Genomic DNA, 16852 nt, shown 5'->3' on the forward strand with positions numbered 1-16852 from the left:
TGCTGTATTACGCTGCCCCGATAGAGGTTTAAAATACAGTCATAAGTATAGTTTGAAATATCGACTTAAACCGGTAGTATCAGCTATGGTTAGCTCACTTAAAAGGATAGTGAGTATACGTAATGCTGGCAAAGGTTTTTGCCGGACCAGCATTAAGATATCAAGGATGAAATGATGAAATATTTTCAGTGGTTCCCATTTTTAGTGTGTGTGTTACTCCTGTCGGCCCCCCTGCAGGCAGCGTCCCCGGATTCAGCTTATACCGCCTATAGCGCTTTACCCAAATTCCAGAATGTACAGCTTTCCCCCAATGGGCAAAAAATTGCTTATGTACAAAATACCCAGGTAGATGGCGAATCGACAGCGGTATTGCAGGTTTATGACTTTGAAACAAAAAAGTCGTATTACCTGCTAACGTCCGACAATAAAAAAATTAAAATAAACTGGTACCGCTGGGCCAGTGAAGAATATTTAGCCGTCAGTGCGCGCTATGAAGTGAGACAGCGCACCCAACGATATTACAGTACCCGTATGTATATTATGGATTACCAGAGTACCGGGAAAGAACCTCAGGCGGTGATTAACGTCAGGCGGTTACGCCAGACCAACCGGCTGGACCATAATCCTCAGTTTTTAGATACCGTAGTGGACTGGCTACCGGATGATCCTGAGCATATTCTCATGGCTATCGATATGGACGAGCCGCACTTACCTTCTGTCTATAAAGTCAAGTTAGGCTCTAATCGTCTGCGTCTGGTAGAAAAAGGAAAACGCTTAATTCGAACCTGGATGACCGATCAGCAAGGCAACTTACGGTTGGGCGTTAGCAATAATTATACAACCGGCGAGCGCAATGTCCTGATCAAAAAAGACGATGACTGGGAAAACCTGTTTACCTACAACGCAATGAATGAAAAAGGATATTATCCCCAAGGCTTTGATAAAGACCCAGACATCCTTTATTACAGTGCGTACCAGGGAGATTATCTGGCGCTATTTAAAATGCAGTTGAGTACGGGTGAAAGTGAGCTGGTGTTTAAAGATGACCATTACGATGTCAATGGTAGCCTAATCTACTCCAATAAAACCGGCGAAGCTATCGGCATAAATCATCCGCAAGCCCCTGGCGGAAAGCACTACTGGGATCCACGTTGGGCCACGCTACAGCAAATGCTGGATGAAGCCTTGCCTGAGTTTGATAACTATTTAGTAAGCTTTAATCAGGATGAAACCCGCTATGTTTTATATTCCGAAGCTGATAACAAAGCGCCTTATTATAGCTTGGGAGATACCCAGACCAATAAACTGAATGTATTATTTGGCCAATACCCACACTTACTTGATGTGGATATCCCTGAACATAAGAAGGTGAAGATTACCGCGCGCGACGGGCTTCAAATAGAAGCGTATTTGACATTACCTGTCACCGGTAATGCGCCTTATCCTACTATAGTTCATCCCCACGGCGGCCCAGGGGCTAGAGATTATGCCGGTTTTGATTACTTTACCGCTTATTTCACCAGCCAGGGTTACGCAGTGTTAAGACCTAACTTTCGCGGATCCTCTGGTTATGGGTTTAGCTTTGCCCAGGCACAAATGCAAAGCTGGGGCCTGGAGATGCAGGACGATATCACCGATGCGACGAACTGGCTGGTAAAAGAAGGCATCGCCAAGGCAGACAAGATGTGTATTGTAGGGGCCAGCTATGGAGGCTACGCAGCCATGATGGCCACTGTAAAAACGCCGGACTTATTTCAATGCGCAGTGAGCTTTGCCGGTGTCAGTAACCTTAAAGATCTCGTCCGCTCGCATCGCTGGACGTTAGGAAAGGAATATATAAAAAATCAGCTGGGAGATGACAGTGATGATCTGGAAGCTCGTTCGCCCTATTACTTTGTGAAAAATATCCGCACGCCGCTGTTATTGGTGCATGGTGACGAAGATCGTTCGGTGCCGGTGGCGCAAAGCCGCGATATGGCAGAAGAGCTGGAAGACCATGAAAATAAACATTTCCGTTATGTAGAACTTGATGCGGGCGACCATTATTTATCGATACAGACAAACCGACATCGTTTGTTTGCCGAAATGGACGCATTCCTGAAAACCTATTTGTAGCGTGTTACTCCCCAATGCCCTGCATGGGGCACCGTCAGTCGCTTGCTGAGCGTCTGGCGGCGGGGCCGATACCGCTGGTCGTTTACCCGGTTTTCTATAGGCCCAGCCACAGCTAAGTGAGTAAGCATAAAAAAACCACAGCCTTTCGCAAAACCTTACAGAAATGTGGGGTATTTCGTGTAAAATACCGCCTCCTATTTTCCCCCATCTACATTATTACCTCGCGTTAGCGCATTAAGGACACCATGGCAAACCCGGTTACTAGTGGTACTACGACCAAAGCGACCCCGACTTTAAACCTGTATGAATTTGTAGCGCTGATGGCAATGATGACTTCATTGGTCGCTCTCAGTATCGACTCAATGTTACCGGCGTTGTCGCAAATTGGGCAGGCACTGCAAGCCAAAGATGACCATGAAGCGCATCTTATTGTATCTATCTTTTTTGCGGGTATGGCGTTTGGGCAGTTGTTTTTTGGCCCCTATTCAGATGCGCGAGGCCGCCGCGAAACGATATTGGTTGGGTTATGTGTATTTGGCGTGGGAACACTGGTGTGCATGCAGGCCCAAGACATGAATACTATGCTGGCAGGCAGGCTGATACAGGCGTTTGGGGTGTCGGGGCCGCGAATTGCGGCAATGGCGATCATTCGCGACTTATATGTAGGTGATGCCATGGCCCGAGTTATGTCATTCATTATGATGGTCTTTATACTGGTGCCCATGCTGGCGCCTGTGGTCGGCCAAGCGGTGCTTTATTTCTTCAGTTGGCAGCATATATTTACGTTATTTTTAGTCGTGGCATTTATCGCGGGCAGTTGGTTTTTCAGCCGACAACCTGAAACGTTGCCGGCTACGCGCCGAGCCGCCTTTTCATGGCGACAATTTTGGCGCTCCTCCGGGTTTATTCTTACCCATATGTCGGTAATGGGATATACGCTGGCCATGGGCTGTATTTTTGGCGCTTTCTTAGCGTACTTAAGTGCCTCGCAAACTATTTTTCAAGAGTTCTATCACACCGGCGAATTGTTCCCCTATATTTTTGCTACCCTGGCCTTTTCAATTGGGCTGGCATCATTTTTTAATGGCACTATGGTGGTTAAGCTCGGTATGACACGGCTTATTCGGGTGGCCCTGATTGGGGTGATTGTTTTTGCGCTCGTATTTAACGCTATTTTATGGTTTTACAAGGGGTTACCGCCCCTGGCCGTAACCATTAGCGTAATGTTTTGTGGCTTCTTTTTTGTGGGTATCTTGTTTGGTAATTTAAACGCCATGGCCATGGAGCCATTAGGAGATATGGCAGGATTGGGCGCTGCGATTATCGGGTCTTTATCCAGTATGATTGCCGTGCCCGTGGCCTTGTTTATTGATAGTTTTCTAACCTCCACACTGACCCCAATTGGCATTGGTTTTCTAGTGTTTTTTGTATTAGCGGCGGTGGCGGTTAAAACCGGCGAGCGTTCACGGCAGGCACACGGTGATAGCCTCACTGCAGAAGGCTAGGCTGGCTGAACAGGGGTTGGGTAGAAGTACACTACAATAGCCATCGGGTGCATATTGTGCCCCGTCAGGTAAAGCTGGGTTAGCTCACCCGAAAAACATCGCCGGTGGGGTTATTGGGGGCATAAAAAAGCCCGACCAAAATGGTCGGGCAAAAGGGCTTTGGTTAAGCACCTAACGACAGAAATCGTTACACTCCGATAATGGCTTTCATGTCAGTCATGTAGCCGCGCAGAACTTTGCCTATCTGTTCTACACCTTGGTTTCGGATATCATCATTTACCTCTGCCAGGCGGCGGTTCTCCACCTGGTTTGAGCTATTCTTCAGGCCTTTTCCAATTACCTCGGTAGTCAGCTTTGGCATAAAACTATCCCGTAGCAATGGCACTGCTGCATTAGCGAACAGGTAGTTGCCATATTCTGCGGTATCAGAGATAACCACATTCATTTCATACAACCGTTTACGGGCAATAGTGTTGGAAATCAGCGGGGTCTCGTGTAGCGACTCATAATATGCCGATTCAGGTAGTATGCCGGCCTCTACCATTACGTCAAAAGCAAGCTCGACACCGGCTTTAATCATTGCTACTAACAAAATACCGTGGTCGAAAAATTCCTGTTCATCAATTTCGCCTTCATACACCGGCGCATTTTCAAATGCTGATTCACCGGTTTCTTCACGCCAGCCTAGTAATTCGGCATCGCCGTTGGCCCAGTCGGCCATCATTTTGCGAGAAAACTCACCGCTAATAATATCATCCTGGTGCTTTTCAAAAAGCGGGCGTAATGTTGTTTTAAGCTCTTGCGACAGGTCGTAAGCTTTTAATTTGGCCGGGTTGGATAGCCGGTCCATCATATTGGTCACACCACCAATCTTCAGGGCTTCAGTAACCGTTTGCAAACCGTACTGGATAAGTGCGGCAGCATAACCAGGGTCAATGCCATCGGCGGTCATTTTTTCAAAGCCCAAAATAGCGGCGACTTGCTGCATACCGCACAAGATGGTTTGCTCACCCATCAGGTCCGATTTAACTTCCGCAACAAAAGAGGACTCAAGCACGCCAGCACGGTCACCACCGGTAGCGCTGGCCAGGGCTTTAGCAATCGACCAACCTTCATTTTGGGGATCATTTTCAGGATGAACCGCAATAAGGGTAGGTACCCCAAAGCCGCGTTTGTACTCTTCGCGTACTTCTGTACCAGGGCATTTGGGTGCGCACATTACAACCGTAATATCACTGCGAATCTGCTGGCCTTCTTCCACAATATTGAAACCATGGGAATAACCTAATGCCGCGCCTTTCTTCATCAACGGCATGACCGCTTCGACCACACTGGCGTGTTGTTTATCCGGCGTCAGGTTATAGACTAAATCAGCCTGCGGTATCAGGTCCTGATAAGTTCCCACCGTAAAGCCATTGCTGGTTGCACGCTCATAGGAGTCGCGCTTTTCGTCAATGGCGGCCTGACGTAGCGCATAAGCTACATCCAAGCCTGAATCTCGCATGTTCAGACCTTGATTGAGGCCTTGAGCACCACAACCAACAATGACAATCTTTTTGCCTTTTAGAAATTCACAACCGTCGGCGAATTCACTGCGATTCATGAACCGGCAGCGACCTAACTGGTCAAGCTGCTGACGTAACGAAAGGGTATTGAAATAATTAGCCATAAATATTTCCGAACATCTTCTTTATCTAGTCATTATCAGTGCGTTAGTGCCCTGAAGACCTCGTCTGCGACGACTTGATACGAACAATATAGGAGACTTCTTGTTTTGAAAAATGATATATTTGCAAAATAGTATTTCATAATTTGCAATAACGTGGATTTTCGTAGCCTACAGCTGTTTAATCATCTGGCCAGCAGCCTGCATTTTGGCGAAACCGCCCAGGCAATGTACGTGTCAGCCTCAACTTTAAGCCGGGCCATTCAGCGTCTGGAAGAAGAGTGTGGTTGTGTGCTGTTTTTGCGGGACAACCGCAAAGTGGCCCTCACCCACGCCGGCCATAAAATGCTGGCCTATAGCACGCAGGTGCTCAAAGACTGGCAGATACTTCAAGCCGAATTGCGCCAGGATAGTCAGGCATTACAGGGAGAGCTAAGTCTGTTTTGCTCGGTAACGGCCAGCCAAAGCCATTTGCCCGCCTTACTGCAGCGCTTCAGGGTACAACACCCCGGCGTGGATATTCGGCTTATCACCGGTGATCCGGCGCTGGCAATTGACGCTGTAAAGCAACAAAAATGCGATGTGAGTATTGCTATTCACACTCCCGACTTTCCCACCGATTTATCGTTTTCCCGGCTTGATCGTATCCCTTTGGTATTAATTGCGCCGCGCGACTGGCGGCTAACCCAGTTAAGCCAAATAGATTGGCGAAAACACCAGGTGGTAATGCCAGAACACGGGCCTACCCGTCGTATTGTTTATCATTGGTTCGCTGAGCAAGGCATTCGGCCCAACGTATACGCTTATGTTGGCGGCAACGAGGCGATAGTGAGCATGGTAGCCTTTGATTGCGGTATTGGGTTTGTGCCTAAAATTGTCTTGGCTCACTCGAGTATGGCTGCCAGTGTGACCCAAATTGCGGTAGATGATATCGAGCCCTACGAACTGGGTTTGTGCTGTTTACAGGCCCGCCGCCATGAACCGCTCATCAATGCGTTGATTCAGCTGGAACTTAGCTGAGTAATAATTTTATCTAACGCCCGGTAACCCAGCGCTTCTGCCAGATGCTGCCGGGTCACTACTGCGCTGTTGTCAATATCAGCAATGGTGCGGGCCACTTTTAGAACCCGATGAAAAACCCGCATAGATAACTTCAGGGTATGGCATGCCTGTTGTAAAAATGTCATATCAGCAGCGGAAAGCTGACAAACGCCAGCCAGCTCGTCAGGGTGTAACTGGCTATTCAGTTTTTGTTGGCGCGCCATTTGAGCTTTGCGCGCTAAGGTCACCAGCCTACTTGCCTCAATGGCTGAATCGGGCCCAGTGGACTCAGGCGGTGTCAGCACGTAGCTTGGCAGGCGTGGGACTTCCACCTGAATATCAATACGATCCAAAAAGGGGCCGGAAAGACGGTTGATGTAGCGTAGCGTTTGATCAGCCGAGCTGCGGTTATCGTGTAAGTCACCCGTTGGACTGGGATTCATTGCAGCAATAAGCTGAAACCGGGCGGGGTAGGTGGCCTGGCTATGCGCTCGGCTAATACATATATCACCGGTCTCCAACGGCTCGCGTAATACATCTAATGCGCGCCTGCCGAATTCTGGTAGCTCATCTAAAAATAGTACACCATGGTGGGCAAGCGATATTTCGCCGGGCAAGGGCTGGCTACCCCCGCCGGTCAGGGCCACGGCAGAGCAAGTATGGTGTGGCGCGCGAAAAGGTCGCTTAAATAGATGGGTAAGCCCCAGTGGCTCGCCTTTTACCGAATGAATGGCAGCGACCTCTAATGCTTCATCCACAGACAATGGCGGCAGCAAGTGCAACAAACGGTTCGCCAACAGGCTTTTACCGGTACCAGGCGGTCCAACAAATAAAAGGTTATGACCCGCGGCCGCTGCCAGCAACAAGGTGCGTTTTGCTTGCGATTGGCCGATAATATCATCCCAGCGTGGCGCGGGGCCAGGCGCAAAGAGGCCAGCACTGGCAGTTGCCGAGGGCGCTTTTAAAGCCAGAATACCTGCAAAATGGTTGTAAACCGAGAGCAGATCCGGTGCACCAAAGCCCTTCAGCGTATCGATAAGTTCAGCTTCACTTTGGTTAGGGGCTGGGTAAAACACCCTGCTATTTGCTGCGCGCGCCGCTAACAATGCCGGTACAATACCGCGCACAGCCTTTAACGTACCGTTTAAACCAAGCTCACCAATTAGCTCGGTATTAGCAAGTTGTTGCTCAGGTAATATCTTGCAAGCGATTAAAATACCAATGGCGATAGGTAAGTCGTAACGGCCGCCCTGTTTGGGAATGGTCGCTGGAGCAAGGTTTACCGTGATACGCTTGGCCGGAAACTCGAAACCACTGTTGATCAGTGCGCTGCGCACCCTGTCGCGAGCTTCTTTCACACAGGTTTCTGCCATACCTACCAAATGAAATGCCGGCAAGCCGTTGGCTAGATGGACCTCAACCTGCACCTGTGGTGCATTAACTCCTTCACCCGCCCGAGTGGAAACGACCGCATACCCCATGTTGGCTACCTGCCTATAAAAGTATCAGGTTAGCCCTAATCCCCAGGGTTGCCTACTGGCTCTACGGCCAGACTCAGCCGCCTGGACGCTTGAAGATAGGCACTTCCCAGTTCCAGTGCAATGCCCCCATTCGCAAAAAGATAGTGGTAGCCAGAGAACCCAGTATGCAAAAAATATAAGGAACTGATAAATAAAACAAACCAGCATACATCAGGCCACCGCTAAGGCAGGCGGTGGCGTATAAATCGCCGCGCATTACCATCGGAATTTCGCGACAAATCACATCCCGTATCAGGCCCCCAAAAATACCGGTAGTGGTTCCCAGGGTGATAGCAATGACCATTCCGGTTTCGTTGATTAGAGACTTCTCGATACCAATGATATTAAATAGGCCCAAACCAAAAGCATCTACCACATTGAGGGTATAACTGGGAAATTCCCAACTCGTCCGCTGTAAAATAATGGTAACAATTGACGCTGCATAGGTAATATACAAATAGTCAGCCTGGGCTATCCAGAACACCGGTTGGTCGAGCAGGACATCACGTAATGTTCCGCCGCCCACGGCGGTGATGGAGGCAAGTACCACCACCCCAAAGCCATCGACATCTTTTTCAAATGCCATCAGTGTTCCCGAGACCGAGAAAAAGGCCACACCGATTAAGTTAAGTACATGAAACCATTCGTCAGACACTAGTGACGCCTCATAAGTTGGTTTGATTATTTGTAAAGCCAGCGGAGGAAAGTAAGTGTAAATGTCTTGAATATTACATCTACTTCATGCTATTTATTGCCACTACGCCGCTTGGTGGATCAGCCATTTCACCAATTTTAGGAAATTTTCTGCGGTACATCCGACTATCTTCTTAAAAACTGTCCTGCTAAAGACGGTTCAAATCTGGTTTGTGCAAAGCCTGCACACCTCCTTGTCTGTGCGTGAATTTCAAAACAGAACGTGCATGGTAATACTGCTTAGCTGTAAAAAATGCTGTCCACCTGTCGAATTGTTCAGACAGGCCGGTTGGGCGATTTTGCGACCTGCTGTATGATTTACCTGAACGATTAATTTGCTGCTACTTGCGGCATTGTGGGCGTTATAGCCCGACTGATAAGGAATAAACATGGCAAAGCAACCCGCTGAATACATTTGGTTCAATGGCGAAATTAAACACTGGAAAGAGGCCACCGTGCATGTGATGTCACACGCGATACACTATGGCTCATCGGTGTTTGAAGGTATCCGTGCCTATAAAACGCCAGACCAAGGAACCTGTGTATTTCGTTTGCAGGAACATAACCGTCGGTTATTTGATTCCGCCAAAGTCTACCGTATGACCATCCCTTATACCCTGGATGAGATCAATGAGGCCACCCTCAACATCATTCGTAAAAATGATTTACAAAGTGCCTATATTCGTCCTATCGCATTTTACGGCGATATTGGTATGGGTTTGCAGGTGCCTTTCGGCCAGGAAACCGAAGTGACTATTGCGGCTTTTGAATGGGGCGCTTACTTAGGTGAAGAAGCCTTGAAGAATGGGGTAGATGCGGGGATTTCGTCGTGGAACCGCCTGGCGGCTAACACTATGCCTACAGGTGCTAAAGCGGGCGGTAACTACTTATCTTCTCAGCTTATTTCGATGGAAGCCCGACGCCACGGTTATGGTGAAGGTATCGCCCTTGACCGCAATGGTTATATCAGCGAAGGCGCGGGTGAAAATATCTTTATTGCCCGCGATGGTGTCGTGACCACTACCCCTAAAACTGCCGCCATTTTGCCGGGCATTACCCGCGACACAGTCATGACCTTACTACGCGATATGGGGTATGAAGTACGCGAAGAAAACATAGCCCGCGAAGCGATGTACCTGGCCGATGAAGTGTTTATGTGTGGTACCGCGGCAGAAGTAACGCCCGTGCGCAGTGTAGATGGTATTGCCGTTGGTAATGGGGGCAGAGGCCCGATTACCGCCAAGGTACAGGATAAATTCTTCGGCCTGTTTAACGGCACCACCGAAGATAAATGGAACTGGTTAACCCCGGTTTACAAATAAACCCGCAATTTTTGGAAAGTATTATGCCCAAGTTACGATCAGCAACCACCACTCAAGGCAGAAACATGGCCGGCGCGCGCGCGTTGTGGCGTGCAACCGGAATGAAAGACAGCGACTTCGGCAAGCCTATTGTTGCCGTAGCAAACTCCTTCACCCAGTTCGTACCTGGGCATGTACATCTTAAAGATATGGGGCAATTAGTTGCCCGCAGTGTTGAAGAGGCCGGCGGTGTAGCCAAAGAATTTAATACCATCGCAGTAGACGATGGTATTGCAATGGGTCACAGCGGTATGCTGTATAGCCTGCCCTCGCGTGAGATCATTGCCGACTCAGTAGAATATATGGTTAACGCCCATTGTGCTGATGCCCTGGTGTGTATTTCAAACTGCGACAAAATTACCCCCGGTATGTTGATGGCCGCTATGCGCCTGAACATTCCGGTGGTATTTGTTTCGGGTGGACCGATGGAAGCAGGTAAAACCAAACTATCTGACCAAATTATCAAGCTGGACCTGGTCGACGCCATGGTTGCGGCAGGTGATGATAAAGTTTCTGATGAAGATTCTGGGGAAATTGAGCGTTCCGCTTGCCCTACCTGTGGATCCTGTTCTGGTATGTTCACCGCTAACTCAATGAACTGTTTGACCGAAGCGCTGGGATTGTCGTTACCCGGTAATGGCTCAATGCTGGCAACCCATGCCGACCGTGAAGGTTTATTTAAACGTGCCGGCGAATTAGTGGTTGAGTTATGCCAGCGTTGGTACGGTGATGACGATGACAGTGCTTTGCCACGCAATATTGCAAACTTTAAGGCGTTTGAAAATGCCATGAGTCTGGATATTGCGATGGGTGGGTCTACCAACACTATTTTGCATTTACTGGCCGCTGCCATCGAAGGCGAAGTACCTTTTAGTATGGCTGATATTGACCGGCTATCGCGTCAGGTACCGCACTTATGCAAAGTGGCGCCTTCCACACCCAAATACCATATGGAAGATGTGCACAGGGCAGGCGGCGTACTGGCTATTTTAGGCGAGTTAAACAAAGCTGGGCTGCTGCACAAAGATAATCATCATGTTTTGGGCAGCTCAATAGGCGAAGTTATTCACCAGTGGGATATTACTCGTACCGATAACGATGCCGCGCATCAGTTTTATCGAGCCGGGCCGGCGGGTATTCGTACCACGCAGGCATTTAGCCAAAGTTGCCGTTGGCCGGATGTAGATAATGATCGGGAAAATGGTTGTATCCGCTCTTTAGATCATGCATTTAGTACCGAAGGCGGGCTGGCCGTATTGTATGGCAATCTGGCGGTGGATGGCTGTATTGTAAAAACCGCCGGCGTTGATGCGTCTATTTTAAAATTCACCGGCAACGCCCGTATTTACGAAAGCCAGGATGAAGCGGTCGCCGCTATTTTGGAAGACGACGTAAAAGCCGGTGATGTGGTTATCATTCGTTACGAAGGACCGCGTGGGGGGCCTGGTATGCAGGAAATGCTGTATCCCACCTCTTACTTAAAATCAAAAGGGCTGGGCAAAGCCTGCGCCTTGATAACCGACGGCCGTTTTTCCGGTGGTACTAGTGGGTTGTCTATCGGCCATTGTTCGCCTGAGGCGGCCAGCGGTGGCGGCATTGGCCTGGTGGAGGAGGGTGATAAAATTATCATCGATATTCCTAATCGCAGTATCAATATCGACATCAGTGATGCAGATTTAGCCCATCGTCGTGAGGTCATGGAAGCTAGCGACAAGCCGTGGAAACCGAAAAACCGTCAGCGGCAGGTGTCGTTGTCACTGAAGAATTTTGCTTTGTTGGCCACCAGCGCCGATAAAGGCGCGGTACGTGACCCTGCGAAGCTGGAAGATGTATGAATATCAGCGACCACGATTATTTGAAAAAAATTCTGCTGGCCCCTGTTTACGATGTGGCGGTGGCCAGCGAGTTGGTGCTGATGTCCCGGTTGTCGCAGGAGTTGGGAAACGAGGTTTTTCTCAAACGTGAAGACCAACAGCCGGTGAAGTCCTTCAAACTAAGAGGGGCCTATAATCGGCTAAGCACGCTTACAGACGCCCAACAAGAGGCTGGGGTAATTGCTGCGTCTGCTGGTAATCATGCTCAGGGCTTGGCATATGGAGCCAATGTTAAAGGCATTAAAGCCACTATTGTGATGCCTGAAACAACGCCGGAAATTAAGGTTGATGCAGTGCGTCGGTTTGGCGGGAAGCTGGCCGAAGTGGTGTTGTATGGAACTAATTTTGACCAGGCCAGTACCAAAGCCAAAGCGCTGGCTCAGGAACACGGTTACACGTTTATCCCGCCTTTTGACGATCCGGATGTGATTGCCGGGCAGGGCACGGTGGCCCGGGAACTACTTGAGCAAAACGCTGACCTGGATATTTTATTTGTGGCGGTGGGTGGGGGTGGTTTAGCCGCCGGTATTGCGGTTTACCTTAAACAACTAAAACCCGACATAAAAATTGTGGCAGTGGAATCAGAAGAGTCCGCTTGCTTTATGGCAGCAAAAGCCGCCGGCAAACCCGTTCCCTTGCCCTCGGTGGGTATTTTTGCAGATGGCGTTGCTGTGAAAATCATGGGTGAGGAAACGTTTCGGTTATGCGACCGTCTGATAGATGAAACCGTTACCGTAACCAATGACGAAATTTGTGGCGCAATCAAAGATATTTTTGATGATACCCGGGTTATTGCTGAGCCCGCTGGGGCATTGTCGGTGGCAGCTATCCGTAAGTACATTAAACAGCACAATGTAAAAGGCAAGCAGCTGGGCGGTATTCTGTGCGGCGCGAATATCAATTTTCATACTTTGCGGTATGTGTCTGAACGGTGTGAGCTGGCCGAACAAAAAGAGGCGGTATTTGCCGCCAGGTTACCCGAGCGGCCCGGGGCTTTTAAAGGATTTTGCGAAGCCCTGGGGGGGAAAAACATAACGGAATTTAATTACCGCTATGGCAGTGGTGAGGATGCCCATGTTTTTGTCGGAGTGAAGCTAAAAGGTGGCCAACAGGAATTTGCTTTGTTGCATAATTCACTGGGCGATAAAGGCTACGATTGCTTTAACTTGTCGGACAATGAACTGGCTAAGTTGCACGTTCGGCACATGGTCGGGGGGCGGCCGCCCACGTTGCTCAATGAAACGGTCTTTACCTTTGAGTTTCCCGAACATCCGGGAGCTTTGCTGAAATTTTTAAATACCCTTGGCGAGCGTTGGAATATTACGCTGTTCCATTATCGTAATCATGGTGCCGCCAAAGGCCTGGTTTTGGCTGGGTTTGATATTGAACCGGCCAGCCGCGACGCCTTTAATCAGCACGTAGAGGACCTGGGTTATAGCTGTAAAGATGTCACCAGCGACCCGGCCTACCAGTTTTTCCTGGCAGGCGAGTAACCCAAAGGCGGCTTAATCAGCCGCCTTTTTTAATGCCGCCTCATCAAACACCTGAATTAAATCAAGCCCTGCATCATCTGGGGTAAAGCCGCCAATCACATAGATATTATCGCCCATAGTGGTCGCTTTATTATGGCGTCCGTCTTTTAGCGGCAACTGCGCTTCGCGCCAGGTTTGCGTGGTAAAGTCGAAGACATACGAGGCGGCAAGGTTGGTATAGTGACCAAAGGTAAATAACTGGTCTCGCCATACCGCCGCAGAATGCGCGCTAAGAGGCTGCGGCAGGTCGGGCAGCGTATCCCATACTTGCGTTACCGGATCGTAACGTTCAAAGGCTGTGACCGCGCCCTTACCATCATATCCGCCCACCACATAGATTTTGCCATCATGTTTTACCGCAGCGGTTTCCCGGGCCGTTGGCATCGGGGGCGCGAGCGACCAGGTGTTGGTCGCAACGTCATAAACGGCCATCAGGGATGAACGCTTCATGTCATTCGTTTCCCAGTCGCGATGGCCGCCACCCATAACATAGATTTTGCCATCCAAATACACTGCCGCGTTAACCCGGGTGGGATAGGGCAGCGGTGCTACCTGGGTCACCATTCTGCTTTGCGTATCAAAAACTTCTACCCGGCTTTCGTAATTGAATTCACCGTTTTCGTGAGAAATACCGCCAATAAGGTAGATTTTTCCCTGTTCGTCATACACCGCTGAAAAGTACCGGCGGGGTATAATATGGTCGTCCAGCACCTGAATGTTTTTTGTAGTAGGGTCGATGATTTCCACATCATCTAACCATTCTCCCCCGCGCGAGCCACCAAAAACGTAAATATTTGTGCCATCGTTGGCCACCCCTTCGCCAAAGCGGGCGGTTTCCAGTTTAAACGGCAGGGTAGCACTAAATACTTCTTTGGGCTGCTGAGCACACCCTCCAAGCATCAGTACGCTGCAAATCGCTACTGCTATTAGGCTACTTACACGGTTAACCATCTTTATCCCTTTTGATTTCTTATTAGTATATGGCGGCTGCACGCGGTCGGCCCGGTTGGTGACCGGGCTCAATGCAGCTCTACATTTTCAAGGTGTTGTACTATTTCAGGCCAAACCAAAGCCGTCACATCTTTGCGCAATGCCGCGCTTTCTTCTGAATATTTTAACGAGCCATCGGCAGTAGAGTCCAGCCAGTGATTTTCCCGTAAGGCGGTAATAAAGCTGGATAGTACATTTTTATCGTAAAACTCAGGAGAGCTCATGCCATAGAGTGTCGATAAACGTTCCGCTACTTTACGGCTGGTTCGTTCTAACTGTCCACGGCTGATAACCCGCTCTTTTTCAATAATGGTTAACACCACCGCGTAGCGTTGAAAAGTTTCCTGCATACAACGGCTTAACAGCCATGCGCTGTGGAAAGTTTTATCATTTGGTTCGGGCGGTAAAATACACTCCCCCTGCTGGCGCAACAAACCTTGCTCCAGCATTTGGCTGATTAGACGGTCGGTATAGGCCAGTGCCTCATCCTGGGTAAGGTGAATGAACAACTCGCGCTGTAATAGCGGATATAGCGCTGCCACCAAACGTAAAACATAGTCGCGGCGACAGGCTTTGTGGCCAAACACCGCTGCCATCGCAATACCCGGCAAGGCGAATAAATGCAGTATATTGTTGCGGTAGTACGTCAGATATACCGCAGAGTCCTTCTGCGGTTGAATCAGCTTACCATAACCATCGTTGGTCACCGCAAAACGGTTTAGCTTCAGTACATGGGCCAGCATTTGGTCCGGGGTATCTTCAGGAATGGTAAAATCGGCCGAAAATGGCGCCTGCCGCAACAGCGTTAGAAAGTTATCCAGCGCATGGCATAGTTCATTTTCGCTCATGGTGTTGTTTTTCGATGACAACAAACACAATGCTGATAATGCCATGCCATTAATCGCGGCCGCCCGGTTAATTCGCAGCATCACCTCGTTCGCCAGGTCATTAACCATGGGTGTCAGCCAGGCGGGTTTTTTGTCTGGATCTTTGGGCAGTTTTTCCCGCCACTGGGGAATTTGCTTTTCCAAATACTGGTTTAGTTGAATGGGCTCGCCAAAGTTAACGTACCCATAGCCATAATTTTTAAGTTTACGAATTGCCGAGAAGACCTGCCAGGTAGACTCTTTTTTCTTTGAGCTGCCTTTAAGCTCGTTCAGGTAGCTTTTTACTTCCATCACGTTTTCGTAACCGATATACACCGGCACAATACTGACCGGACGATTCACGCCTTTTACCAAGGCTTGCATGGTCATCGCAAGCATGCCGGTTTTAGGCGGGATCAAACGGCCGGTGCGGCTTCGGCCACCTTCAGGGTAGTACTTAACTGAATAGCCTTTGTTAAACAGCAGCTCAAGATATTCGCGAAATACAGCGGTATACAATTTATTGCCAGCGAAGCTACGGCGTAAGAAAAACGCGCCGCCCCGGCGAAAAATTTTCCCTACTGGCCAGAAATTAAGATTAATCCCCGCTGCAATGTGTGGCGTGACCATGCCCTCATGATAAATCACATAGGTTAACAGCAAATAATCCATGTGACTGCGGTGGCAAGGTACGTAAATTATTTCATGGCCGTTGCGGGCCAGTTCACGAATCCGGTCACTATGCGCTACCCCGATACCGTTATAAATTTTGTTCCAGATACGGGTAAGCAGCCTGTCGCCAAAACGTACCAACCCTTCACGGTAATCGGCGGCAATTTCATTGATGTATTTTAGAGCATCCTGGCGCGCTTTATCGGGTGAGCTTTTTTTACTGCCCCCTTGTTCACTGATAGCCCGCTTGACTGCGGTGGAACCAAGTACGGCGTTGTGTAACTCCTGCCGTTCAAGCAACGTCGGGCCGGTAAGGCTTTGTCTTTTTCGATGGAAGTGGGTACTGGCTAAACGTACCAGTTTATGGGCAATAAGTTCATCACTACCATGTTGAGTAGACATGGCATTGGATGACACAGCCTTACTAAAGCTGATGAAGTTATCGCGGCCCAAGAACATGACGATAAATAATTTACGTAGCCAGGACGGCGCTGCGACATCTGCAATCAGATCGCTCAAGCCAGGTGTTCCTTTACCCGGCGCCCGGCCCCAGGAAATGAATACCGGTACTACCTGCACATCTAACTGAGGGTTATCGCGATGTAAGTGGAACAGGTCGGTGAATACCGCTTCAATGTCTGTTTTCATTTCGCCGCGCATGATAACCCGCTGTGTTTTACGCAAAAACAAGCAGGTTGGATAGTGATGTCCCCCCAGCGAAATTTGCTCTGTCGGGCTGGGTAGGTCCATACGTAGTGTGGCCATACGTAAAGCCAGCTGGTCGGTAACAGAATTGCTGGGGAGCAAATAAATAATGGGCTTGGCGCGGTCTATGCCTAGCTCTGATTCCACATTTGACGGAATAGTATGCGGTTTTACCAGCCATTTAACCGGATAGTGAAACACCGATAGAAGCGTTCTGCGCATCCACGACATGTAAGAAATCCTGTGTAATAAAAACCGGCGCAGTGTATCACATGTATTGGCTAAATTTTAAAGTCGGGCGGGGTAGAGGCA

General features: G+C 49.2%; 11 protein-coding genes. 6 read left to right on the top strand and 5 right to left on the bottom strand.

Annotated elements, in window-relative coordinates; genetic code table 11:
* Positions 1-171 precede the first annotated feature (171 nt).
* Complete coding sequence (locus D0Y50_RS00315; protein WP_117314913.1) at positions 172-2115, top strand: alpha/beta hydrolase family protein; 1944 nt, start codon at positions 172-174, stop codon at positions 2113-2115.
* 245 nt (positions 2116-2360) lie between these two features.
* Positions 2361-3620 (top strand): multidrug effflux MFS transporter, encoded by a 1260-nt coding sequence (locus tag D0Y50_RS00320; RefSeq protein ID WP_117314915.1) that lies wholly within the window; start codon positions 2361-2363, stop codon positions 3618-3620.
* A 187-nt stretch (positions 3621-3807) separates the two neighbouring features.
* Here D0Y50_RS00320 and ilvC read toward each other — a convergent pair whose 3' ends face one another.
* Positions 3808-5289: a ketol-acid reductoisomerase gene (gene ilvC, locus D0Y50_RS00325; RefSeq protein ID WP_108567669.1), complete on the bottom strand. Its 1482-nt coding sequence runs from the start codon at positions 5287-5289 to the stop codon at positions 3808-3810.
* Between the two features lie 153 nt (positions 5290-5442).
* On the opposite strand from ilvC, the gene ilvY reads away from it, so the two are divergent.
* A complete protein-coding gene (gene ilvY, locus D0Y50_RS00330; protein ID WP_117314917.1) occupies positions 5443-6306 on the top strand; it encodes an HTH-type transcriptional activator IlvY in 864 nt (287 codons plus the stop codon).
* On the opposite strand, the gene D0Y50_RS00335 is transcribed toward ilvY, so the two are convergent.
* Together D0Y50_RS00335 and D0Y50_RS00340 are read right to left on the bottom strand one after the other, a co-directional pair.
* Positions 6288-7808 carry a YifB family Mg chelatase-like AAA ATPase gene (locus D0Y50_RS00335; protein WP_117314919.1) on the bottom strand — a complete coding sequence of 507 codons (1521 nt, stop codon included), beginning with the start codon at positions 7806-7808 and terminating at the stop codon, positions 6288-6290. The two genes, ilvY and D0Y50_RS00335, sit on opposite strands and share 19 nt — an antisense overlap.
* Positions 7809-7881: 73 nt before the next feature.
* On the bottom strand, positions 7882-8502 hold the full coding sequence (locus tag D0Y50_RS00340) for a trimeric intracellular cation channel family protein (RefSeq protein WP_108567672.1): 621 nt from the start codon (positions 8500-8502) through the stop codon (positions 7882-7884).
* A 427-nt stretch (positions 8503-8929) separates the two neighbouring features.
* Here D0Y50_RS00340 and D0Y50_RS00350 point away from each other — a divergent pair, with 427 nt between their 5' ends.
* From D0Y50_RS00350 to ilvA, 3 genes are read left to right on the top strand one after another with little or no spacing between them, the layout of a single operon-like run.
* Positions 8930-9862: a branched-chain amino acid transaminase gene (locus D0Y50_RS00350; RefSeq protein WP_108567674.1), complete on the top strand. Its 933-nt coding sequence runs from the start codon at positions 8930-8932 to the stop codon at positions 9860-9862.
* A gap of 23 nt (positions 9863-9885) precedes the next feature.
* Entirely contained in the window at positions 9886-11736 is a 1851-nt protein-coding gene (gene ilvD, locus D0Y50_RS00355; RefSeq protein WP_117314922.1) for a dihydroxy-acid dehydratase, read from the top strand.
* Positions 11733-13268: a threonine ammonia-lyase, biosynthetic gene (gene ilvA / locus D0Y50_RS00360; protein WP_117314924.1), complete on the top strand. Its 1536-nt coding sequence runs from the start codon at positions 11733-11735 to the stop codon at positions 13266-13268. Before ilvD ends, ilvA begins: the two co-directional genes overlap by 4 nt.
* 12 nt (positions 13269-13280) lie before the next feature.
* On the opposite strand, the gene D0Y50_RS00365 is transcribed toward ilvA, so the two are convergent.
* Positions 13281-14258 carry a Kelch repeat-containing protein gene (locus D0Y50_RS00365; protein ID WP_117314926.1) on the bottom strand — a complete coding sequence of 326 codons (978 nt, stop codon included), beginning with the start codon at positions 14256-14258 and terminating at the stop codon, positions 13281-13283.
* Between the two features lie 68 nt (positions 14259-14326).
* Positions 14327-16771 (bottom strand): glycerol-3-phosphate 1-O-acyltransferase PlsB, encoded by a 2445-nt coding sequence (gene plsB / locus D0Y50_RS00370; protein WP_117314928.1) that lies wholly within the window; start codon positions 16769-16771, stop codon positions 14327-14329.
* Between the last annotated feature and the right edge of the window lie 81 nt (positions 16772-16852).

It is taken from the genome of Salinimonas sediminis (assembly GCF_003429285.1).
GTDB lineage: Bacteria > Pseudomonadota > Gammaproteobacteria > Enterobacterales > Alteromonadaceae > Alteromonas > Alteromonas indica.